We start from the raw sequence: 22,707 nt of genomic DNA, 5'->3' as shown, positions 1-22,707 counted from the left end.
GATCTTGATCGTAAACCTGGAGTTCATCCAGGGGCGCCCGCTTTCTTCGCGGCGCGCACCAGACCGCCGCCGATGATCAGGCGCTGGATCTCGCTGGTCCCTTCGTAAAGCCGCATGAGCCGGACGTCGCGATAAATACGCTCGACCGCGACTTCGCGCATGTAGCCGGATCCGCCGTGGACCTGCACCGCGAGATCCGCGGTCTTGCCCGCCATCTCGGTGCAGAACAGCTTCGCCGCCGACGGCGCGATCCGGCGATCCTCACCGGTCACGTAAAGCCGCGCGGCCTCGCGGGCGAGCGCGCGTCCGGCGAGGACACCGGTCTGCTGATCGGCGAGCATCGCCTGAACCAGCTGGAAATCCCCGATCGGCGTACCACCCTGGGTCGCTGAGGCCGCGTAGGCGACAGACTCGTCGAGCGCCCGCTGCGCGGCCCCGACGGCCAAGCCCGCCATGTGGATCCGTCCGCGGGCCAGCGACGTCATCGCCGCCTTGTAGCCGACGTCGCCGTCTCCACCCACCAAAGCCTCCGGGCCGACACGCACCTGCGAGAAGGTGACATCCGCGGTGCGCGAGCCCTCCTGCCCCATCTTCGCGTCCTTCGCGCCGACCTGGATGCCCGGCGCGTCCGCGGGGACGAGGAACACCGCGATCCCCGTCCCGGAGTCGGACGCGGGCTTCGTCCGTGCGAAGACCACGAACAGCCCGGCCTCGGTGGCGTTGGTGATGAACTGCTTGCCGCCGTCGAGGATCCAGCCGTCACCGTCCGGCTTGGCGCTGGTCCGCAAACCCGCCGGATTCGACCCGGCGCCGGGCTCGGTGAGCGCGAACGACGCGACAACCTCGCCCGACGCGATCCCCGGGAGCCACCGGGCCTGCTGTTCTCCGGTGCCGAAGCCGACCAGGACCTGCCCGGCGATGCCGTTGTTCGTACCGAACATCGACCGCAGCGACAGCGACGTGTAGCCCAGCGCCATCGCCACCTCGACATCCTGGACCAGGTCGAGCCCGAGGCCGCCCCACTCCTGCGGGATCGCGTAGCCGAACAGCCCCATCTCCGCGGCCTGCGTCCGCAGATCGGCGGGGATCGCGTCCGTGTTCATGATCTCGAGCTCACGAGGCATCACGCGGGTGCGCACGAAGTCGTTGATCTGGCCGAGCACGTCCGCGAAGACGTCGTCGGGGACGTCGGGGTTACCGGTGTACATGCCCCTCACTATCGATCACCGGCCACGATCGGTCCACTCCCTCGGGTGGACCTGGCGGTGAGACCTATCGGAGAACTTGATCACCGCCCTAACGTCGTCTCATGCGCACCCGTACCGCTTTTCTCGCCGTCGCCAGTGCCGTCGCCCTGTGTTTTTCGATTCCGGCGGTGGCCTCCGCCGCCGAAGGGGAATTCACCTACCGTTACTACGACGCGGACGAAGAGATCCAGATCGGCGTCCTGGTCGATCCGCCCAGCGGCGAATGCATCGAGATCCCCGAAATAGCCGACTGGGACGTCGACGCTTTCCGTCCACGCAACGACACCGACTCGACCGCCGTGGTGTTCCAGGACGACGACTGCAAGAGCGACTCCTACTTTTCGCTCCGCCCCAACGGTGGACGCGGTTCCGACAGGCTTCTCCTGCGCTCGGTCATTTTCAGCTAACGGATCTGGACACTTCACCCGGTTCACCGGAAAGATGGGTGACGGGGTGATTCGTCATGGCGCGTCGTGGTCTGGCCTTTCTCGTTCTCCTCGTCACCTTGCTGGGGCTGGTGATTCCGAGCGCTTCGGCCGCCGGACCGGTCACCAGATACGAGGGCGAACTCGAAGGCGCCCGATATCTGGTACTGGTGCCGGAAAACTGGAACGGCACACTGCTGCTGTGGAGTCACGGCATGTACTCGCTGGCCTATCCGGAGCCGGATCGGATCGCCCTGACCTCACAACCCGCAACCGAGTCGTACTTGCTGGAGCAGGGTTACGCGCTGGCCGCGTCCCAATTCCGCGCCGTGCGAGGCTGGTCGATCGAGGAGGCCCTGACCGACCAGGTCCGGTTGCACGACTGGTTCGGCCGCACGATCGGCCTGCCGCGCCGAACGATCGCGGCGGGCGAATCGGTGGGAGCCATCACCGCGACCCTGCTCGCCGAACGAAACCCGCGCCGGTTCGGCGGGCTGATGACCTTCTGCGGCAACCTCGCGGGCGGGGAAGCGCACTGGAACTCCGGCCTCGACCTCGGATTCGCGCTGAACACGCTGCTCGACGCACGGCTGCACCTGGTGCGGATCACCGACCCCGCGGCCAACGCGAGCAGGTTCACCGAAGTGGTCCAGGCCGCCAACGGGAACCCCCAAGGCCGGGCCCGGCTCGCACTGGCGAACGCGCTGGCCGAGATCCCCGGCTGGCTGGACGCCACCCAGCCCAGGCCGCGGGACGTCGCTGAACAGGTTTTCTGGCAGGGCGCTTGGGATCGCTTCTACCGCGTCGGCGCGTTCGGCGTCGACAGGGTCGCCTTGGAACAGCGCGCGGGCGGCAACCCGAGCTGGAACGCAGGAATCGACTACCGGCGGATCCTGGCGAACGGCGGCGAGCGTCCGCTGGTGGAACGGGCCTACGCGGAGGCGGGGCTCGATCTCGGCGCCGACCTCGAGAGGCTGGCGAAAGCGCCACGCATCTCCCCGGATCCGGCCGCGGCCGCCTATCTCGCCCGGTTCGGGCTGCCACTGGGACGCACCCCGTTCCCCGTGCTGACCATGCACACCGTCGCGGACGGCACCGCGCCGGCGGCCCACGAACGCGCCTACGCCGACCGGGTCGGCGACCGGCGGAACCTCCGTCAGCTGTTCGTGAACCGGGCCGGGCACTGTGTCTTCACCGCGTCCGAAGAGATCACCGCGCTGCGCACCCTGGAGCGGCGACTGGACAGCGGAAACTGGCCTTCAGGCGACCTCAACGCCGATGCCGGCAGGCTCGCGCCGCAGTACCAGACGATCTTCGACATCGTCCGGGAAACACGGGTGACGACCACGCCCGCGTTCACGCGCCACTCCCCTCCCCCGTACCCGCGGCTCCTGCCGTTCTAGCTCCCGGCGAGGATCGTCAGCCGGTAGGCGGACAGGACACGGTTGACCGGGAGGAAGTACGTGGTGCCGCTGGTGGAGCAGTTCCCGCTTCCACCGATCAGCACGCCCTGCGCCTGGTTCCCACTCACGAACGGCCCGCCGTTGTCACCCGGTTCCGCGCAGACGGAGGTGCGGGTCAAGCCGGTCAAAGTACCCTCGGGGAAGGTGATCGACACGTTCTTCGCCTGAATGGTCCCGCACCGCCAGCCGGTGGTCGAACCGTACTTGCACACCGAGGCGCCGACCGGGGCTTCGGCCGCGCCGCCGATCGTCACCCGGCTGTCGACGGGCGGGATCGACGCCACCAGCCGCCAGTCGGTCGTGTTGGTCACCCGGATGACGATCGCGCCTGTCGGCGGGAACTGGGCCGCCGCGACCACCCCGACCACGCGTCCCGCGCTGCGGATGGTGTCACCCGGCTTGCCACAGGCCGAACTCGCGATCAGATAGCCGACAGTGCCCGAGACCGCCGCGAACCCCGCGGTACACCGGGACGACGCCCCCGTCTGCAGCACACTCCCGCCGCCGAGCGGGGCGGGAGCGGCTGCTTGCGCGACCGGCGGCAAAATCAGGCAGAAGACGAGGACCAGGCCGAGCAGTCTCATACGACCCTCCGTTGGCCAGGGGATGGCCCTGATCCTAATCAGGCGCGGCATCCCTGCCCATCGGCCGAATCGCGCATTCTCAGCGCCAGCCGAGCTCCGGTGCCACATGCGTGAGGATGCTCTCCAGCACGTGCGCGTTGTACTCGACACCGAGCTGGTTCGGAATGGTCAGCAGCAGGGTGTCCGCGGCCTGGATCGCCTCGTCCGCCTTGAGTTCCCGCACCAGCTCGTCCGGCTCCGCGGCGTACGAACGCCCGAAGATCGCCCTGGTCGTCTCGTCGATCATGCCGACCTGGTCACGCGAGTCCCGATCGCGGCCGAAGTAGGCACGGTCCAGATCGTTGGTCAGCGCGAAGATGCTGCGGCTGACCGACACCCGCGGCTCGCGTGCATGGCCGGCCTCCTTCCACGCTTCGCGATAAGCCTCGATCTGCTTGCGCTGCTGGACGTGCAGCGGCTCACCCGTCTCGTCGTCCTTGAGCGTGGAGCTCTGCAGGTTCATGCCCAGCTTGGCGGCCCACACCCCGGTCGCGTTCGAACTGGAACCCCACCAAATCCGCTCGCGCAACCCCTCGGAGTACGGCTCGAGCCTGAGCAGCCCAGGCGGGTTCGCGAACATCGGGCGCGGGTTCGGCTGCGCGAAGCCCTCCCCGTCAAGCAGCTTCAGGAAGACCTCGGTGCGCTGCCGGGCCATGTCCGCGGCCGTCTCCCCCTCCGCCGGGCCGTACCCGAAGTACCGCCAGCCGTCGATCACCTGCTCCGGAGACCCCCGGCTGACCCCGAGCTGAAGCCTGCCGCGCGAAATGAGGTCGGCGGCGCCGGCGTCCTCGGCCATGTACATCGGGTTCTCGTACCGCATGTCGATCACGCCGGTACCGATCTCGATCTTCGAGGTCCGGGCACCGATCGCCGACAGCAACGGGAACGGACTGCCCGCCTGCCGCGCGAAGTGATGCACGCGGAAGTACGCCCCGTCCACGCCGAGCTCCTCGGCCGCGACGGCCAGGTCGATCGACTGATGCAGGAAGTCGGCGGCGGACCGGGTCACGGAGTGCGCACTCGCCGACCAGTGGCCGAACGAGAGGAAACCAATCTTCTTCACGCCCGTGTAAGCGCTGGGTGACCGAGTTTGATTCCCCCACCGAGCCGCGCGGCGTGACCAGTCCTGTAACGCAAAAGAGCGGATGGTCTGGTTGACCATCCGCTCACCCCGTAGGGTTAACGCGTGTGTCCGAGGGGCGAGTTGCTCACTAACCACACGCTTGCAGTTGGTCTCGTGACCGGCGGGAGTGCAAGGTAAGGCCCAGAAGCGGTTCGGCGAGCCTTGTGCACCAGTCGGACGGCGCTCACACTCACGTGAACCGCCGCATCTGCCACATCGGGATTGTCGGCGGTAAAGCAGTCCGGGCATCGGTGTTCGACGATGACCTTCGCGCAGTAGGTCCGACCCTTCGACAAGAGCGTCAAGGTGATTAGTTGGCATACCGGACTCGGCCACGGCGCGCGGTGGCGGTGGACCTGGGCGGGATATTCGGCGCTGTGCCGTCGAACATCTTGTACAGTCCGTGTGGGTCCACAATGAACGCCTGCTGCCGCGTGTCGACGCGGTGTTATGCCACGCAGAGAACGAGACATTGCTTGCGCGCCCTACCTCTGCTGGTGGCACTGTTGCTAGCAAAGCTAAATAATTTCTTCGATTCTCAATCATTTGATGCCGGTGGAGTTCTTTCGGTAATGACGAAGATTGATGCGCCGCCTGAGTTGGGAAGGTGATACCGCACTCCGAGAGGACTTGATGAATTGGGATCTTTTGCGCGTCGATTCATTAGCGCGTGCGCGAAGGTCTTTGACATTCGCGTATGCCACGGATGGTCTGGTCGGGGAATCTTCCACTGTGCGCGGTAGAATCGAAACCAGTATGCGCGTTTCGGTAGAGCTTTTCCGTCGGGGACTACCTGCCATCTTCGACCAATGTGGTCAACCAAGTGAACAAACTCGATCTTTATCTGCGCCTCATAGTGAATTCTTGCGTCTTCCTGCGGTGGGGTCTCCAGCATTAGCCCGCCTAGTGGCACGGTTCGCTCTTCCTCTGGCTTAAGCGACTTCAGGTCTTGAACCCAGGAGAATCGTCGTCCTTCCTGCACTCTGAGTCGCGTATCAGTAAGGGCTTCATAAGCAATCCCGCTCGGGTCAGGAATCTGCCATAGGCAATTAGCAGAATACCCCACCTGAGTAATCCGAAGGTGTTTCTTTGAGTCATTCTTTATTATCACCTCGGGTTCGAGATACTTCCCTTTTTCAGGACCGTCTTCTAAGACAGAAATCTTTAGCGTTGTCCAAATTGAAAAGCTATCCACCTGTTCGCGTTTCTTTTCGTGATTTGTACGAACAAATGTTGCAAGTGCTAAAATAAGGGCTCCAGTAGACGCCCATGAGGGTACATTACCCCAATCTGGCCAACTCATAACAGTCGATTTTCCTTTTGTTGCGTAAAGGTGAATTCTGGATGGCTATTTTAATAGTTTTGTTTCGACGCGCGTCAAAAATATCAGTTTGACCTGTGCTCTGTCGGCGAGCTTCCTGAGGGTTAACTTCTGTTCCATGGAGTGATTCTTGCGATGCAGGATAACGACAATTGGCCTAAGAAGTTCACCCTCTGCCACGGCGAGCGCTGCGACAATTAGATTTTCGAAGCTGGCGGCTTCGCCCCAAAAAATATGTCGTCGATAGATTCCATCTGTTGCGAAACAGTGAGAGGGCTTGATGGTCATCGATCCTGACTCGACAAACCATCCATTTCCGCACGCTGCCGACACGATCTCATCGGGTGTCGGGTATCGTATCGTCACGAATTGAGCGTAGGGGCCCACCCCTTCCTTGGCGCGGACGTACTCCTTCATTAGCGAGTCTTTGAGCCAGATTCGGATACTCTGCTTGGAGAAGTATGGCGCCATAATGCCGCCGATGGATGGGTCGTCGACCCATGCGGAATATAGCCTCGATCGCTCAACATTGGGGAGCTGGTCCCATCCCACCTGGTCGGCCGCACGGTAGGCTGAAGAGACCACCGCGGCGCGAACTTTCTTCGGCATGCGCTGGCCGTACCAACTAACCGGCCTCATGGGACTCGCGCCAGTTGAGGTAGGCGACGCCTCCACGCTTACTGTATTGCTACGGCTATTGGCGATTGAATGAAGTTGCCGCCGGGCACTTTTGCTCAATATTTGTCGTTCAGGTACTAGCACCTTGGAATTGCCGGTCGAAGTCTCGATTAACGTGCTACCGTCTATAAGCTGCCAATGGCATTGCTTAGTCTCCGGGTTATACATCACAAGGACGACCGGTAGTGAGTGATTCGTCCAGTAGCGCAGATGGTCTTTCGTTGGTCGGAACCACCAACCGTCGGGACCTTGTTCCTGGAAGAAACTCAGGCCACTCTTGATCTGAAGAGCCACTAGCTTGCCCGTGACGACCTCGTCGTCGACTACCTCCAGGTGGGCGTCGATGCCGAAGTCTTCCGTGACCTGCTCCCGGAACAGCCAGCCGAGTTCCTCTTCGACCGCCAGCCTGGTCCGAGCCACGCCGAGACTCGCTGACCTGGCTGACGGCTTCCGATGCATCATGCGCTCATCCTTCCAGCTCGTTCAGTAGACGCACGAGCCTGGGGGCAGCCGTGTGGCTTCAGGTTGGCACGACTTGCCGCACCTAGGACCTCCAGTAAGCACTTTGCTGAGCGCCGGCGGACTGGTGGGGTTCTCTCACTAAAGAGCCCCGTAGTTCGCGGTTTGAAAGTATCTGTTCTTCTTTGCTCTCCGACAAAGACTTTCGATGGTAACGGTCGTCCTTTGGAAGACGATCTACACCCAAACGGACGGGATCAAAATTGGTGCAGTCACTTACCACAGACGCCGTTGGAGATAGCCTTGATGCAAGATGACTCTTTTGCGCGAATTGCAGTAGAGGATTGGCGGCAATTCGGTAGAATTGATATTGACTTGTCATCCCGTTTAACAATTCTTACTGGAGCTAACGGTACCGGGAAGACAACGCTCGTTACACTGCTTGGGCGCCATTTCAATTGGAGCAGTGCGTTTGTTGGTTTGCCAGTACGCTCGAAAGACGGTCGTATTACATACTTAAATGGCGTCAAGTCGGCAACCATTCTTGAGTCTGGCGCGGCGGAGATCGAAAACGCATCTATCGGTTCGCTCACCTATAGCAATGGTCAGACGTCAACCTTGTCCGTTCCGACCGCCGGTGGTGGAAGTAACTACGACATCACGTTTTCGAATCAACAATCTATACCAGGTCTCTACCTTGCTTCCCATAGGTCTCTGAGTAGCTACAGGGAAGTGCAGGCCATTCCATCTCAATTTAGCGCAAGTGGTCAGATACTGCAGCAATACATTGCTGAACTTTGGCAACGGTGGTTGGGTTCCTATTCGCAAAAGTCATCAATGCTCCTGATGAAGGAGTCTCTGCTTGCGGCGGCTATTTTCAGCGAGGGAAACAGTTCGGTTGAAGGCTCCTCTGAGGCTGCGGAGGTTTGGAACGGATTTCAGGCAGTTCTGAGAGAACTTATGCCGTCAACTCTAAAATTTGTAAGACTGGCTGCAAGGCCGCCAGAAATAGTCGTTGAAACAAGGACTGGAAATTTTGTTATCGATGCGGTTTCTGGTGGACTTAGTGCATTGCTTGAAGTGGCTTGGCAGATCTTCCTGCGTTCGCGTGAATATTCGCAGTTCACGGTTTGCATGGATGAACCCGAGAATCACCTGCATCCGTCGCTCCAGCGAAGCATTATACCCAGCCTGCTAAGGGCGTTCCCGAGTGTGAAGTTTGTTGTTGCGACGCATAGTCCTTTTGTTGTGACGTCGCAACCAGATGCTAACGTCTACGCGCTGGACTACGACAATGGTGTGGCTTACAGTAAGCTTTTAGATTTTGCAGATAAGAGTGCTTCCGCAGAACGTACTCTTCGAGAGGTTCTAGGCGTTGAGACCACGATTCCGGTTTGGGCCGAAGAGCGCTTCAATGAGATTATCGATCGATATGCAGCACTGCCGGTTGACCAGTCAAGTCTCATAGAGCTTCGAGGTGAACTCGAACGCGAGGGTCTTGGATCCACGCTTTCTCAAGCGCTTAATACTTTGCTCCCGTCGATCGAAGGCGAGGGCGGAAAATGAGGAGACTAGCAAAGGAAGAAGTGCCAGTCTATCTGAATGAAAATCAAGAATCTCTCACTGTCCGCTATATTTCTTCGCTTTCAACGGGAAAACCGACAACACCATGGCGACATGCCTCAATACGAGACCCGCTTAATGCGGAAACCGCCAACCGCTGCGCTTACTGCGACTCGTTTGTCAAGGCAGTCGCCTTTGAACACGTCGAGCACATAAATCCCAAGGGAAAATTTCCGGAACTGGTGGTTGAGTGGAGTAATCTGACGATCGCTTGTCCTAAGTGCAACGAGTACAAGGGTGACTACCACAGCGAACAGGCGCCCCTGTTGAACCCGTATGTAGACGACCCTTGTGAACATCTTATGTTCGCGGGGCCGCTCATTTTTTCGCGACCCGCAGATGACCGCGGGCAGGTCACTGTTGTAAAACTAAAACTCTCAAGAATGGAACTTGTTGAGTCGCGATCACGTAGACTGACTCACATCCAGAGCTTAGTGGAAAACTGGGCTCGCGCAAATACTGATGAAATCAAGGCTACGTTGCGGGATTTTGTAATCGACGACTTTCAGTCGGGCGAGTATCGCGAAACGGTGCGCGCCTATCTTGAGCAGGTGGGATTTTTCCCTTAGGCGTACTCATGCGACTGTCTACTTGCCTGCATTTTCCGGGCATAATCATCGGCGAAGCTGGCGAGCTTCTTGAGTCGCGCCGGGGGTCCGGTGGCTATTGACGAGCCGGTTAATCATTTCGAGTCAGCTAAGTTCTGTGTAAGCTGTCGTTCGAGCTTGGCTAGATAACCAGTAAGCCAGTCGCGGGTTTGTTGAACGGTGAAAGCCTTGCTGGCGATGTGTTCGAGCTGGCTCGTGTAGTGGGCGACGTCGTGCTCGTTTTCGAGGAAGAGGCTCGTGGTGGGCTGCTGGTGATGAACGAGCGGGCGGTGCTGATCGTGTCGATAGAGAGCGAAACCTGGATGAGGGTTGACTAGAGCGAAGTCTGCTGGCACGAGGTGAATTTGGTGACGAGGCAACGACGACGTGATCAGCAGGTGCAGTACCTGCTCGTGCAGAACAGCGGGACGCTGAGTGCGTTTAAGCAGCGTGGCTTTGTGCATGTAGAAGGTGAAGGGGCCTGGTTGTCGGAGGGATATTGGCTGGTTAGCGATTCGTTTATCCACCGCTCTATCGAGTGCGGGACCGTCCGTGTGGCCGTTCTTGATGAGGGTTTCGCGAATGAATGGCTCGGTTTGGAGTTGCCGCGGAATGTCGCCGGGGTCGTAGGTCGTGATGGACTGGCTGCCGGTGTCGAGCGTGGTAGTGAGTGGAAGGTCGTCGGGGAAGGCGGTGGGGTGGCGTCTGACCTGGTAACCGTCATCGGGGAGGCGGTCGAGAGCTACCAGGGCGTCGAGTTCGCGAGGGGTTGCCTTTGCTCGGGCGAGGTAGATGGCGACGTCGCCGGCTTGGTAGCTGCGAAGGCCGCTTTCTAGCCGCGAGATGGTGGAGGCGGGCCAGCCGAGCATCCGGCTCATGTCGGTTGCGAGGTAGCCGGCGCGCATGCGGATTCGTCTCAGCTCGGCGCCGAGCTCCCTCTGTTTTGCGGTGGACAGCTGGGGCGTTTTCTTCGATTTCACTAGTTCCTGCTCAGGGGTGTAGTGGCGAACGCCGTGCTGGAAACGGGGTTGAACAGCTGTCTCATGAGTTGTGCCGTCACAGGTGTTGTGACATGTAGAGATAGCCGTGACCTGCGAGAACGCTTCTTGTGACGGTTGAGTCGGCTGGCATTGAAGCCGTCACGTCCGTCACGAATCACCTTTAGGGGCGAGCCTTTGGGGAGGCAGCGCTCGGGTGTTACATCAGCGGATTGGACCGGCGCGCTGCGACGCGACGAGGTTCGCGGCCCGGCAAGCGACCCGCTGGAACGCGGTCACGTGACCGGTGAGCCGCTCGAAGCCCAGTTCGGTGAGACGTAGCAGGCTTCGATGCCGTTCGTGTCGAGCTACGTACCCGGCGGCGAGCAGTCGGTCGATATGAGGGGTGAGGACTGGTGAGCTGACGCGAAGGCGCCTCGCCAGAGCGCCCTCTTCGTGCCACCTGACGTCAGCGAGAAGACACAGGACGAACAGCCGCATCGGCAGGAGTAGAAGCGGGTCGAGCTCGCGCTGGAAGACGGGGATCGAGGCATCGGTTGGCGATGTCATGACTCGCCGCGGGGTAGCTCGGTAGTGCAGAGAGCGGCGCTCGAAGTCGGCAGCCCTCGGGTTCGAGCGATGCTCAGCAGGTGCCGTGCACACGGCCTCTGAGCATCGGCTCCATGAGAAGGCCGGAAGAGCCGGCGCAAGCGCGACGGCTTGCGGTGCTGAGGCGCGCGGAGGCGCTGGTCAACGGTGGATAGCGTCGACCGAGCTGACAGGTACGCCTTGCAGCGGCCACATGGTCGCCCAGGTGGAACGAGCATCGAGAAGGGCAGCACGACGTGACCGCAGAGTCCCTCGTATCGTCCGAGGTCGTCATCTCGGACGCGCGCGAACGCTTCGTCGGTTACGGCGTGATCGAGGCCGTCAACCTCGCTCCTGTGCCAGGTGAAGTATGTCCCGGCGGCCACATCCGGCCGCAGTACGTCGCGCATGAGTCCTCCGCTACCTACAGGCTGACCAGCCACAACAGGCTGTACGATCTGAAATCAGCTTGCCTTGCGCGCTCATTTAGGCGACAGGTCACGCGGACGACATAGCGAGGACATCTTGTGGGCAGCATGAAGGCTGGGGAGGGCGCGGTGACGGCTGGCGGCCGCATCAACGACCTGCCGCGGACAGTTCTGGAGATGAAGCTCCGGGAGCGAAACCAGACCCTCGCCGAGTTCGTCGAGGATCCCGAGCGGTTTGCGCGCAGGTTCGGTGAGCCTGGCACGCTCAGCGTGCGGCATCTGCAGCGCTTGATCTCGGGACGTAAGCCGGACGGATCACCGGTCGGACGCCCGCGCCCGGCTACCGCGCGCCTGCTCGAACGGATGCTCGGTCTTGGGATCGGCGAGCTGCTGTCGGCACCTGGCGCAGTCCGCGGTTCCACCGAAGACCCGGATGCGGAACTCCGGCAGCGACTTAGCGCTGCTCGCCGTGTGAACGCGGACGTGTTGACCCTGCTTCACAGCCAGTTGTCCTCGGTCCGGCGCCTTGATCGGGAGCTGGGTGCTTCAACGGCTCACGAAGAGGTGGCTACCAAGATCCGGCAGATCGCGCGCTTGCGGTCCCACAGTCTCACTTCGGACGTTCGTGGCCGACTTGCCGCTCTGCTCGCAGAGTTCGGCACGCTCGCCGGCTGGCAGAAGCTCGATATGGGTTCCGTTCACGACTCCTGGCAGTTCTACGAGCAAGCCAAGGCGGCTGCTCGCGAGTCCGGTGACGAGGCATTTGAAGTTCACTGTCTCGCTGAACAGGCCTTTGTGCTGATCGACGTCGGCGAGACTGGATCCGCGGTCGACCTGCTGTGCGCTGCGGAGCGTCAGGCCCGACATCTCGCCGGTCGCCTCCTTCGAGCGTGGCTCGCCGCCGCGCACGGTGAAGCTCTTGCGGCGGACGGGCAGGGTTCAGCGAGTCTGCTGGCCTTCGATCGTGCCGCAGCCCTTCTGCCGATCGACTTGTCCGCGGTGGACGGTCCCTACGTGGTGCTTGATCCTGTTCATCTCGCGAGGTGGCGTGGGCACGCGCTCGCCCGGATCGGCGAGCCGGAGGCGGTGAACGTGCTTTCGACAGCGCTCAGCCGTCTCGATCCGACGTTTACGCGCGCGGAGGTAGCGTTGCGAGTGGACTTGGCGACGGCGTTCGTCACGATGGGCGAGCACGAAGAAGGCCGAGCGCACGCAGCTCGTGCTCGTGCCCTTGCTGTCGAAATCGGGTCTGTGCGGCAGCAACGTCGAATTGCCCAGCTCATCGCTTCGGGGCGCGAAGACTGAGCGGGAGGTGGTACTGCGGGCAACTGCCAGCCCGTAGGCTCGCGACGTGGCTGACGAGCATGGGTCGTGGAAGACGTTCGGTGAGCGCCTGGTCTACGACAACCGGTGGGTCAAGGTCGGGCTGACGGACGTCGAGGCGCCGAATGGCGAGCGCTGGGACTACCACGTCGTGCACCTCGCGCGGATAGCTATCGCGTTGATCGTGAACGACCAGGACGAGGCGCTGATGCTGTGGCGCTACCGGTTCGCTACCGAGCAATGGGGCTATGAGCTGCTGGGCGGCATGGTCGACGACGGCGACGACTCCGCTGGGACGGCCGCGCGGGAGGCGGCCGAAGAGTCCGGCTGGCAGCCGGTCGGTGAGCCGGAACATCTGGTGAGCTTCGAGCCGCTGCCAGGCCAAGTCACGGCGCCGGTCGATGTGTACCTGTGGCGCGAGGCCGAACACATCGGCGAGCCCACCGACACGGAGGAAGTCGGCAGGGTGGAGTGGGTGCCACTGTCGAGGGTCAACGAGCTTGCGCAGCGTCAGGAGCTGCTCGGATCGGGCACGCTTGTGTCCCTGCTCTACTACCTCAACTCACGCCGGGTCTGAGTCGCCTGGCAACACCAGTCGTTCCAGCCGACGTCGTAGCCGCACGGAGCCGACCTGGGAGATGATCCGCCGAGCCTGCTGTGCGTAGGTTCGGGAGGCCTCCCGGTCACCCGATGCGCTGTAGGCGAGGGCGAGATCGACATACACGGCGGCGCCGGCGCGAACGAAGGACGTCGACCGGGCATCATCGACCACGCGCTCGAGATGGTCGATTGCTTCGGGGGCGCCGAGGTGTACCAACGCGTTACCGCGCCATCGGTCGAGATGGCTGCCGCCGAGGAAGACGAACGGAAGCTCTGGGTGGACGACTTCGTTCGGCAGGAGGGTGTCGGCCTCGTCGAACGCTCTTAGCGCTTCGTCTCGGTGACCAGCGATCGCGTGGCCTTCGCCTTCTGCGGCCGCGAGCCAGGCACGCAGCAGTTCCGGGGCGCGCTCGCCGATCGAACGCGCCTCCTCGAACAGGGCGAGCGCGTCATCGACGTTGCCCGTGTCGATGAGGACAAATGCCTGCTCAGCTGTGGCGTGAGCAAGCAACCCGGCCGAGCCGGACTCCATTGCCGCGTACTTCGCGCGTTCGTAGTGCGTCCATGCCTGTGCAAGTGAGCCGATGTCGAGGGAGTTCCACCCCGCCAACGTGGATGCCTCGACGAGCACGCCGGCTAGCGGAGCTCTGTCGCGACGCAGGATGGTGTGCCTGAGCAGGCCCTCGATCTCGGTGATCTGTCCGCGGAGCCGTTCGAGCCTGGCGGCTGATCCGAACCGACGGTCGGCATGGCGAACGCTGATGACCTCGTCGCGGAACAGTTCGATGGTCTGCTCGTCCACGCGGCGGGCGATGACCAGCCGTTCGGCCAGTTCATCGCCGGAGGGGCCGGCGAAATCGCCTGTCGGGAACCCGAGATCGCCGTCGGTTCTGCCATAGATCTCGCGTAGGACGGCGCGCATCGGCGGTTCGGGCACTACATGGCCGTTCTCCCACCGGGAGATATCCGTCTTCCGGCTGGGGACCGAGCGTTCGGGCAATCCGTGTGCTGCTGCACGCGCGTTGATTGCTCGCGCGAGTTTCTCCTGGCTCCAGTCAAGCGCATTCCGGGCGGCCTTCAAAGGGCTTGTCGAGTTCATGACACGCACCTCCGGTAGCGGCCTTGAACTGCGGAGATAACAGGAAATAACACGGGGCATGTAAACCGCTGCCAGCTCCCGCCGCCCGGAGAAATGCCGTTTCTTGGTGACATGAGAAACGACAAGGAACATCGGCGGTCGACCAAGTCGGCCGATCGCAAACAGGATTTCGCGCTAGCCGCGGTAAGTCCCATCGCGGCGGAGCAGCTCAGTGAGATCGGCAAGGTGCTCGGTGATCTGCGACAGCCGCTGTTCGATGACAGCGAGCCGCGCCGACACGGCGTCTTCCATGTCTTCGCGAGGCTGGCCGAGGGTTGGCGGGATGCGGCCATGCAGGACAGCGAGCAGATGCTGCGGGTGCAAACCGAGCGCGACCGCGAGCGCTTCGAGCGTCCGGTCGCTTCGCTTGCGCTCCACGGTGTGGTTCTGGATTTCGCGGACGATCGCCTGGGAGACCTGCGAGCGCTCAGCCAGTTCGCGTTGCTTCCATCCGAGCTCGTGTACGCGCTCGTTGATGGTCTTCGCGACCGCCGCCCAGTCTTCCGACACCTATTCCTCTTCCTTCGTGGTCCGCCTCAGCGCCGACATTAGCGCTTGACGGAATCAACGACGCTGAGATCCACACCGCGTCGCGCGTTCGGACCATTCTCGCGCCTTTATGCGACTAAATCAGCGCACTTTTAAGGCTTAAATCAGCTTTCTTACTTTAAGGACTACCCCAATGCGGAAAAAAATGCCTGATGCTGGCGGGCCAGCGTTCTACTCACCGGCTGACGCCGCCTGGATTCTCGGCGTCGACCTCAACTCGATCCATCGCGCCATCCGGATCGGTGAACTGCGGGCCGAGCGGCGCCGTTCGCGCCTCATCATCCCGGCTGCAGAGCTACGGCGAGCCCTCGGTGGAGGTGCACGATGAGCGAACTCGACTACACGGCGATCGCCGCCCAGCTAGACCGGTTCGCCTCTGTGCCTGACTCGGTCTTGAAGGATGTCGTCGAAAGGGACGGCCTGTGCTTCTGGGCATTCGAGCGCGCGGACATACAGGAACTGACCGGGGACGATCCACCTGACAGTGAACTGGCCAAGCGACTGTGTGCCGGCTGTCCGGTGATCGACGAGTGCCTTGAACTCGATCTCCGCACTACCGGGCCAGATGCTCTCGGCGTGTGGGGTGCGATGGCGGATACCGACCGGCGCATCCTCCACACGGTTTGGCAGCGTCACCGAGGAGGTGAGGCGCTATGACGCTCACCCTCTCAACGACACAGGTTCTCGCCGGACTTGGTGTTCTGTTCGCCCTGTTCATGGTGTGGCGTGTCGGCGCACGGAAAGCGCGCCGTGCGGCCGAAACGGCACGAGCGGGCGCACGAGTCGTCTCGCTCGCCGGAAAGGTGCTGTTCACGGGCGCGGCGTTTGTGGGTGTGCAGTGGCTCGTGATCACCCATCCTGGCAACCCGACTCTGTTGCTCGTGGTACTCGGAGTGCCGGACCTGATCGCGGCCTACGTCCTGACCCGTGCTCTGACCGTCACATGGCTCGATACCTCCGCTCGAGGCAGTGGCCGATGATCGACACGAAACAGGAGGCTGCGTCCTGTACGGCGTCGGTGAGTCGTGCTCAGCGACTCGCCGCGGATGCCGCAGAGGCTGCCGATGTCCGCCGCTGGCGAACTCATCCGGACGTCGTTGCCCTTCGGATCGAGCGAGTTCGTGCTCAGGTCGATCGGCTGTGCTGGGCCGGAATCATCCTCGGACTGGCTTTCACCGCGGCCAACGTCCAGTGGTTCGCTGCCGCCGGGGCAGAATTCGGCTCGTTGCCCTGGCTGACGGCCTGGCTGCTGGACCCAACTGTGTGCCTGGTGCTGCTCGCCATCCTTCGAGCTGAGCAGGTCACCGCTCGGTACCAGGTTCGCACCGGGCGGTGGGTCCGTGCGGCGAAGTGGCTCACGCTGGCGGCCACGTACGTCATGAACACCTGGTCCTCGTGGGCAGCCGGATCACCGGCTGGAGTGGTATTACATTCCGTGCCGCCGATGGTCGTATTCGTCGCGGCCGAAGCTGTCACCGACCTACGCGACAAGCTCACGGACGCCGTGCAGGTTGCTCTCGTGAACACCGCGAAACCCGCGGACGTTCATGAACTGGCGACGGCTGATCGTGAACGCCCCGCTCGTCGGCTGTTCGCCGACTACCTCTCCGACGCGCGGCAGGCATGGAAGCCCGACGTCAGAGTGACGCCTGCCTGGGTGCGAGAGGTCACTGGTTGTTCGCGCGGGTTGTCCTCCCGGCTCGCTGCCGAGCTTTCGGCCGAGGTGACCGAGGGGGTGCGCCGTGGCAGCTGAAGCGGGTTCAGAGGCTGACAGCGGTGTGTCTCTCGCCCGGATGGCCTCAGGCGACGTCGAGCACATCGGGCCGATCCTGGACGGCGAGTTGATCGACGACTCGTTACCCCAACCGCGTGTTCGGACCGTTCGTCGGCGGCTCGCGCGCTGGTGGAAGCACTCACCGCGAGTGCCACTGTGGATGAAGAGCAGGCCGCAAGCCGTCCAGGCTGCGAAGGATGCCGTGGTCTGGATAGTCAAGTCGCCACTTCGGTACGCGGGTGCGGTGGTCCGCGGGGCCGTAGCCGGTACGCGAGCCTGGCGAGGCTGGGTCAAAGTAAGCGACTATCGGACGGCTGCCGAGGACTCGGAGAAGCTTGCCGAAAAGTTCACGGAGATTCGTGAACTGATGCTGTTCCGCTGGAAGGTCACTGGTGCCGTCGTTGCCATAGCGGTGTTGGCGGTCGCCGTTGTGGATCTCCTGTACGGGCACGATCCACTGTGGATCGGCGGGGCTGCCGCATCACTGGCGCTGGCGATTCTGGGACGCCGGAAGGATGGCAGTCCAGGACGGAAGCCCGCGCTTGCCGGTCCGCGCACGCTGACGTGGACTATGGATCCGCAGGTTCTTGTGGATGCGTTCCGCGACGCGAAGCTGATCGGAAAGGACGAGACACTTCGCTTGGTGGAACGGGCAACGCGCGTGGGCGACGGTTGGGCGGTCACCGTGGACTTGCCGGCGACGCGGAAGGCCGCGGATGTCGTGAAGAACCGGGATGCGTTGGCTTCAGCCCTCGCAGTCGACGAAGTTCAGCTCATCGTGGAGCGCGTGCGCGGAAACGGTGGGCATGCCGGTCGAATCTCGATGTGGGTCGCCGATGAGGACCCGTACGTTCGCCCGCCTCTTCAGACGCCGCTGCTCGGCGTTACACGGTGGGATGCTTGGCGGCCTGTCCCGTTCGGACGAGACGCACGAGATCGGCGGATCGACCTGCCGCTCGTGTGGACGTCGCTTCTGATCGGCGCCATTCCTAGGCAGGGTAAGACGTTCGCTGCCCGGCTCGCTGCTAGTGGACTTGTCCTGGACGCTTGGGTGCGGCTCTACGTAGCGGACTTCAAGGCTGGGAAAGATTGGGTCGCCGCCGGGCAAGTTGCGCACCGCTTCATGGCTGGTGACGAGCCTGAACACGTCCATGCCCTCATTGACTGGCTGGCCGAACTGGTTGCCGAAGTCCAGGGCAGGTTCCGGCGTATGCGGGATCTGGACGACTTGGTGTGCCCGGAATCGAAGGTGACGCCGGAGATGTCACGGGACAAGGCGTTGAACATGCCGATAACGGCGATCTTCATCGACGAGGTTCAGGTGCCGCTCGAAGATCGCACTCCTGTTGACGTGCAAGGAAAAAGGCTTGCGGCAGGTGAGTACGTCGGCGAGTTGTTGACGTGGCTGGCCAAGAAGGGGCCAGCGGCCGGGATCGTGCTCGTACTCGCCACTCAACGTCCCGACTCGAAGACCATTCCATCCGGACTCCGGGCGGTGCTCGGATCACGGTTCGCCCTTCGGGTAATGGACTGGCGTGACTCCAACATCGTGCTCGGCGAGCAGATGAACACCCGCGGGTTCGACTCGTCTCGCCTTCTGCCGTCGCACAAGGGCGTAGGCATCCTCAGGCCGGACGGTGACACGGCGGCTGGGGCGGATGTGTTGGCGATGACGGTCCGCACGTACTACATGCCGAACGAGGACTGGCAGACCATCTGTCAGCAGGGGCGCGCTCTGCGGGAGGCGGCTGGAACGCTGACAGGGCATGCGGCCGGTCAGGACAGCATGCCAACGCTCGATCACGCTGCCGTTGCACACGCTCTGGGCGCGGGGGTTGCACCGAGCCCATCGATGCCTGAGTTACCAGAACCGCTCTCTGCGCTTGTCGAGTATCTGGGAGTCGACCTCGGACCTGAGGGGCGGCAGTTCGTCCCCACGGCCGAGTTGGTGGAGGCGCTCGGCATCGAACGCAGGACGTTCTCGCAGCAGATGACCAAAGCAGGATGTCGGCCGACGCGAGACCGTGTGACCAGCGAAGACGGTGAGACTCGGCAGGTCCGGGGCTACCTGACCGCTGATATCCGCCGTGCTGTGGAGCAGGCTGGTCATGGCGAGGGGTACGTCGCCGCAGGGGCACAGCGATGAGCGCGAACCAGAACAACCAGCCTTGTCGGGTTATCCTACCTGCGGGATTGCCTGAGCTGACGCCTGCGGCAGCACGCGCCTTACTGGCGGTTCTTATCGACCTGACTGAGGTGCCGGTCCTCGATGGACCGGGGAGGGAGGCGACCGATGACCGCTGAAATCAGCGACCCATGGTCGAAATTGGACGAGATCCTCGGTCTGGAGGTAGCCGAGCCCGTGGACGACGGGATCGGCGCACTGGCGGTCTACGGTCGCTGCTCGACTGAAGACAACCAGGACCCGGAAACCTCGCGAGGCTGGCAGATCGGGAACGCTCGCAAGTTCGTCGAGCCGCTAGGCGGCCGGATCGTGGCCGAGTACTTCGACGTGGGCCAGTCGCGGTCAGTGCCGTGGGAGCGGAGGACCGAAGCGTCACGCCTGCTCGCCGAGCTGAAGAATCCGCGCCGGACGTGGAACGCCCTTGTCGTCGGCGAGGGGACCCGTTGTTGGTTCGGCAACCAGTTCTCGCTCATCGCTCCGCGGTTCGCCGCCTATGGGGTGGAGCTGTGGGTTCCGGAGCTTGGCGGTCGGTTTGACCCGCGGAATCCATCGCACAAGATGCTGATGAGCGTGCTCGGCGGCATGAGCGAGTCGGAGCGGCAGCACGTTCAGGCGCGCGTCCGGGCGGCGATGGACGCGCAGGTCGTTAATGAGGGACGTCACCAGGGAGGCCGTGCACCGTACGGGTACGTGGTCGTAGATGGCGGGCCACATCCGAACCCGAGGAAGGCTGCGGAGGGGTTCCGGCTGCGTCTGCTCGCGCTCGACGAGCCTGGCGCCGAGGTGGTTCGTCGCATCTTTGCCGAGTACCTCGACGGGAGCGGCGATCGCGCGATCGCGAACATGCTGAATCTCGAAGGAATCCCGTGCCCGTCTGCGAAACGGCCAGATCAGAATCAGCACCGGTTGGCGGACGGCTGGCAGACAAGCACGGTTCGAGCGATTCTGGAGAATCCGCGGTACACCGGCTACGCGATCTTCGGTCGCTGGGCCAAGCACGAGATGTTGCTGGATCCTGACGACGTAGCAGCCGGCCACGTGGTCCGCTTTCGGCGCGCCTCTCCAGACCGCGTGGTGCGGTCGAGGAGTCAGGCTCATCCGAAGATCGTGTCTGTCGAGACGTTCACGCAAGCTCAGTTGCTCCGCCGCTCGAAGGCGAGCGGCGGCCTAGCGACCGCGAGGAAGGCGGAGCGAGGCGCTCGCAGCACAGCACGGACCTACCTTCTGCGCGGACTGATCCGTTGCGGAGTCTGCCACCGGAAGATGCAAGGCGCGACGATTCGGAAGGGTGCGTACTACCGCTGTACGGCGCGGACGATGGCTCCAGGCTCGGCGATGCTCGCTGACCACCCGAAGACCGTGAACCTGCGTGAAAGCACGGTGGTCGAAGCGCTCAACGGCTGGATCGGGTGGCTGTTCGCGCCCGACAACGTCGACCAAACCGTTGCGGCGCTACTCGACTCCGCGGGCGGGAACACCGGAGGTGCGCATGAGGCGGCTCGGCGCCGACTGGCGGACGCGGAGGCGCGACTTCGCCGGTTCCAGGACGCTATCGGGGCAGGAGTGGATCCCACGGCCGTCGTCGATGCCATGAACCAGGCACACGCGGAGCGAGTTGCAGCGAAGGCCGAGCTGGACGGCGCGCCTGCGAGCCGGAGAGTCACAGACGGAGAGATCTACGCGATGATCGATTCGCTCGGTGATGTCGGAGCGATGCTCGCCGATGCGAAGCCAGCCGGGCTGGCCCGGCTCTACCAGCGGTTGAATCTGAAGTTACGCTACGAACCAAAAGAGCTGGCCATCTATGCGATGACCAGCCCCGGTGTAGATACTGCGTGTGTCCGAGGGGGGACTTGAACCCCCACGTCCGTTAAGGACACTAGCACCTCAAGCTAGCGCGTCTGCCATTCCGCCACTCGGACTTGCTGATGAGAAGAGACTATACGTCACCTGGGAGGCCCGAATCAGGGGGGTACACATCGTCACGCTAACGCACGTTGAGAAGATGATCGGTTACCGTCCGACAGGTTCGCGACTTCGTACTGGGTCGTCACCACCCGCAAGTCCGCAGGTCGCCCAACAAAAATGCGCAGCGTCACGAGTCATGACATAGAGTAATCATCGAGCGTGGGCAGCATCCCCACCGTTCACCATGCGCGGTTGGACGCCCGCGGACGGAACAGTTGATCATCGCGTCGCCGTCCAGCACGACGGCAGCGGGTCGAGCGACATGGGCTGTCGATCCGAGGCGAGCACCGGCGGCTCGGACCACAGCGCCGCCGTCACGTTCCCGCTCGCCAACAGCCTTGACGAGCCGAGGGACGACCTCCACACCGGCGGACAATTCGACCCCGCCGAGCGAGGACAAACGACGCCTGCTGCACGAGACCATCCGATAAGCGCCAGTCGAGATCTCCCGGCGGAACAGCGGATCAGAACCTCGTCAGGAACGAGCCGCTAGTTTTCGTGGACGCCCCTGGCGCCAGTCAGGTCGGCGTTGGTGAGATCGGCGTTGGTGAGCTTCGCTCGTGACAGGTCGGACCAAGTCAGGTTCGCACCGGTCAGGTTAGCGCCTTCCAGGTTCATGCCCGTGAGGCTGGCAGTCCCGATGCGGGCTCTCGTGAAATTCGCGCCGGTGGCCTGAGCGTTGTCCAGTTCGGCACCGGAAAGGTTCGCGTCACTGAGGTTTGCGTCGTCGAGGCTGACGTCGGAGAAATCGACGTTGACGAGTTGAGCACCGGCGAGGCAAACACCGCCGAGGTCAAGGGGCGACCGAAAAGGCCTGGACTCGTCCGGGCGGCGGTTGAGGGATCGAAGGCCTTCATCCGCATCGAAAGTGAGGTTGCGTCGGCCGATCACCGTCGCTGCTGCTTGGACGTCCGTCGATGGTGTGCTCACCGTGCAGCGCGTGGCCGGAGCGTGTACTCGGAGGAAGGCCGCAAGCACTTCCATAGTCGTCCAGTAGTCGCGTGGAGAATCACGGGCGAGGCGTTCCAGCGCGTAGATTCCACCCAACCGAATATCGAGTTTCTCGGAGCCCAGTTGTTCGACGGCTTTGCCGAAGCGGTCGGTGAACTGGCCTTGCTCGGTCATCCCGATCTGCGCCTGGGTTGCACGCAACGACTGCGCAGTGAACCACAAGGCCGCGATCGCCGCGACCGCGGTGAGCAGCGAAGCCACTTTGCTCCATCCGTTCCATCCCAGCACCGTGGCCATGCCACCTCCGATGGTCGCCAGCCGTCGACGCTGGGCGGGTGGCGATCGCAAGCCAATACGGTGACGCGTTCCCGCCACCGACCGGGGAGCTATTCCCGTGAGGCGTGGTACTGGACGGCGTCTGGGCGTGACGGTCATCGGGCAATTGTGCCAATCTGGGTCAGCGCGAGTTGTTCTGGTCAGCGGATCGGAACCCACGCGTGCGTATCCGCGGCGGCGTTGGCGGTCCAGTTCCTCGAGGAATTCGTCCCGGCGGTAACGGTGGTTCCCGCTCGAGCGTGGATGTACTCCTTTGCCAACGGGTGCGTCTCTGAATGTTCTGTGCATGAGGTCGACTTCGTGTCTTTGAGGAATTACACAGGTGTTCGTGACCGACGATC

The 22,707-nt window shown here is 62.8% G+C and carries 21 protein-coding genes and 1 tRNA gene; 12 read left to right on the top strand and 10 right to left on the bottom strand.

The genetic code is table 11. The features are described from left to right. Positions 1-23 precede the first annotated feature (23 nt). Positions 24-1,208, bottom strand: a complete 1,185-nt coding sequence (locus HDA45_RS38625; protein WP_184903937.1) for an acyl-CoA dehydrogenase family protein — start codon at positions 1,206-1,208, stop codon at positions 24-26. Between the two features lie 101 nt (positions 1,209-1,309). Between HDA45_RS38625 and HDA45_RS38620 the strand changes: the two genes are divergently transcribed. Both HDA45_RS38620 and HDA45_RS38615 read left to right on the top strand, forming a co-directional pair. Beyond that, positions 1,310-1,654 carry a hypothetical protein gene (locus HDA45_RS38620; RefSeq protein WP_184903935.1) on the top strand — a complete coding sequence of 115 codons (345 nt, stop codon included), beginning with the start codon at positions 1,310-1,312 and terminating at the stop codon, positions 1,652-1,654. Positions 1,655-1,710: 56 nt separating this feature from the next. Continuing rightward, positions 1,711-3,075, top strand: coding sequence for a hypothetical protein (locus HDA45_RS38615; protein WP_184903933.1), 1,365 nt, complete (start codon positions 1,711-1,713; stop codon positions 3,073-3,075). Here the strand turns inward: HDA45_RS38615 and HDA45_RS38610 are convergent. From HDA45_RS38610 to HDA45_RS38600, 3 genes are all read right to left on the bottom strand, one after another. Beyond that, entirely contained in the window at positions 3,072-3,719 is a 648-nt protein-coding gene (locus tag HDA45_RS38610) for a S1 family peptidase (protein ID WP_184903931.1), read from the bottom strand. The genes HDA45_RS38615 and HDA45_RS38610 overlap by 4 nt on opposite strands. Positions 3,720-3,798: 79 nt before the next feature. Then, the gene (locus HDA45_RS38605) at positions 3,799-4,821 is read right to left on the bottom strand and encodes an LLM class flavin-dependent oxidoreductase (RefSeq protein WP_184903930.1); all 1,023 of its coding nucleotides are present in this window, start codon (positions 4,819-4,821) and stop codon (positions 3,799-3,801) included. A gap of 1,408 nt (positions 4,822-6,229) precedes the next feature. Beyond that, positions 6,230-7,342: a DUF4365 domain-containing protein gene (locus HDA45_RS38600; RefSeq protein ID WP_221471350.1), complete on the bottom strand. Its 1,113-nt coding sequence runs from the start codon at positions 7,340-7,342 to the stop codon at positions 6,230-6,232. 303 nt (positions 7,343-7,645) lie between these two features. On the opposite strand from HDA45_RS38600, the gene HDA45_RS38595 reads away from it, so the two are divergent. Together HDA45_RS38595 and HDA45_RS38590 are read left to right on the top strand one after the other, a co-directional pair. Beyond that, positions 7,646-8,905, top strand: coding sequence for an AAA family ATPase (locus HDA45_RS38595; protein ID WP_246481585.1), 1,260 nt, complete (start codon positions 7,646-7,648; stop codon positions 8,903-8,905). 20 nt (positions 8,906-8,925) lie between these two features. Further along, complete coding sequence (locus HDA45_RS38590) at positions 8,926-9,531, top strand: HNH endonuclease (protein WP_184903926.1); 606 nt, start codon at positions 8,926-8,928, stop codon at positions 9,529-9,531. A gap of 113 nt (positions 9,532-9,644) precedes the next feature. On the opposite strand, the gene HDA45_RS38585 is transcribed toward HDA45_RS38590, so the two are convergent. Both HDA45_RS38585 and HDA45_RS42170 read right to left on the bottom strand, forming a co-directional pair. Beyond that, positions 9,645-10,529: a Scr1 family TA system antitoxin-like transcriptional regulator gene (locus HDA45_RS38585; RefSeq protein WP_184903908.1), complete on the bottom strand. Its 885-nt coding sequence runs from the start codon at positions 10,527-10,529 to the stop codon at positions 9,645-9,647. A gap of 222 nt (positions 10,530-10,751) precedes the next feature. Further along, complete coding sequence (locus HDA45_RS42170) at positions 10,752-11,027, bottom strand: MarR family transcriptional regulator (protein WP_246481581.1); 276 nt, start codon at positions 11,025-11,027, stop codon at positions 10,752-10,754. Positions 11,028-11,650: 623 nt separating this feature from the next. Here HDA45_RS42170 and HDA45_RS38580 point away from each other — a divergent pair. Both HDA45_RS38580 and HDA45_RS38575 read left to right on the top strand, forming a co-directional pair. Continuing rightward, the gene (locus tag HDA45_RS38580; protein WP_221472944.1) at positions 11,651-12,847 is read left to right on the top strand and encodes an NsdA family TPR-like regulatory protein; all 1,197 of its coding nucleotides are present in this window, start codon (positions 11,651-11,653) and stop codon (positions 12,845-12,847) included. 46 nt (positions 12,848-12,893) lie between these two features. Further along, positions 12,894-13,442: an NUDIX hydrolase gene (locus tag HDA45_RS38575; RefSeq protein ID WP_016333692.1), complete on the top strand. Its 549-nt coding sequence runs from the start codon at positions 12,894-12,896 to the stop codon at positions 13,440-13,442. On the opposite strand, the gene HDA45_RS38570 is transcribed toward HDA45_RS38575, so the two are convergent. Together HDA45_RS38570 and HDA45_RS38565 are read right to left on the bottom strand one after the other, a co-directional pair. Then, complete coding sequence (locus tag HDA45_RS38570; RefSeq protein ID WP_343072255.1) at positions 13,428-14,564, bottom strand: NsdA family TPR-like regulatory protein; 1,137 nt, start codon at positions 14,562-14,564, stop codon at positions 13,428-13,430. The two genes, HDA45_RS38575 and HDA45_RS38570, sit on opposite strands and share 15 nt — an antisense overlap. 174 nt (positions 14,565-14,738) lie before the next feature. Beyond that, positions 14,739-15,113, bottom strand: coding sequence for a helix-turn-helix transcriptional regulator (locus HDA45_RS38565; RefSeq protein WP_184903906.1), 375 nt, complete (start codon positions 15,111-15,113; stop codon positions 14,739-14,741). Positions 15,114-15,285: 172 nt separating this feature from the next. Here HDA45_RS38565 and HDA45_RS43125 point away from each other — a divergent pair, with 172 nt between their 5' ends. The 6 genes from HDA45_RS43125 to HDA45_RS38540 all read left to right on the top strand — a co-directional run bounded on the left by HDA45_RS43125 (position 15,286) and on the right by HDA45_RS38540 (position 20,968). Continuing rightward, a complete protein-coding gene (locus HDA45_RS43125) occupies positions 15,286-15,480 on the top strand; it encodes a helix-turn-helix domain-containing protein (RefSeq protein ID WP_343072254.1) in 195 nt (64 codons plus the stop codon). Then, positions 15,477-15,809 (top strand): WhiB family transcriptional regulator, encoded by a 333-nt coding sequence (locus HDA45_RS38560; RefSeq protein WP_184903904.1) that lies wholly within the window; start codon positions 15,477-15,479, stop codon positions 15,807-15,809. The genes HDA45_RS43125 and HDA45_RS38560 overlap by 4 nt, the downstream gene beginning before the upstream one ends. Further along, positions 15,806-16,132, top strand: a complete 327-nt coding sequence (locus tag HDA45_RS38555; protein WP_184903902.1) for a hypothetical protein — start codon at positions 15,806-15,808, stop codon at positions 16,130-16,132. The genes HDA45_RS38560 and HDA45_RS38555 overlap by 4 nt, the downstream gene beginning before the upstream one ends. After that, the gene (locus tag HDA45_RS38550; RefSeq protein WP_184903900.1) at positions 16,129-16,905 is read left to right on the top strand and encodes a hypothetical protein; all 777 of its coding nucleotides are present in this window, start codon (positions 16,129-16,131) and stop codon (positions 16,903-16,905) included. The genes HDA45_RS38555 and HDA45_RS38550 overlap by 4 nt, the downstream gene beginning before the upstream one ends. Positions 16,906-16,945: 40 nt before the next feature. After that, a complete protein-coding gene (locus HDA45_RS38545) occupies positions 16,946-19,072 on the top strand; it encodes an FtsK/SpoIIIE domain-containing protein (RefSeq protein ID WP_184906487.1) in 2,127 nt (708 codons plus the stop codon). A 147-nt stretch (positions 19,073-19,219) separates the two neighbouring features. After that, entirely contained in the window at positions 19,220-20,968 is a 1,749-nt protein-coding gene (locus tag HDA45_RS38540) for a recombinase family protein (protein WP_184903898.1), read from the top strand. Here HDA45_RS38540 and HDA45_RS38535 read toward each other — a convergent pair. Together HDA45_RS38535 and HDA45_RS38530 are read right to left on the bottom strand one after the other, a co-directional pair. Further along, positions 20,950-21,033 (bottom strand) — tRNA-Leu (locus HDA45_RS38535). The two genes, HDA45_RS38540 and HDA45_RS38535, sit on opposite strands and share 19 nt — an antisense overlap. Before the next feature lie 535 nt (positions 21,034-21,568). Then, positions 21,569-22,327 carry a pentapeptide repeat-containing protein gene (locus tag HDA45_RS38530; RefSeq protein WP_184903896.1) on the bottom strand — a complete coding sequence of 253 codons (759 nt, stop codon included), beginning with the start codon at positions 22,325-22,327 and terminating at the stop codon, positions 21,569-21,571. Between the last annotated feature and the right edge of the window lie 380 nt (positions 22,328-22,707).

It is taken from the genome of Amycolatopsis umgeniensis, assembly GCF_014205155.1.
GTDB lineage: Bacteria > Actinomycetota > Actinomycetes > Mycobacteriales > Pseudonocardiaceae > Amycolatopsis > Amycolatopsis umgeniensis.
This window is presented reverse-complemented; position numbering and strand designations above follow the sequence as displayed.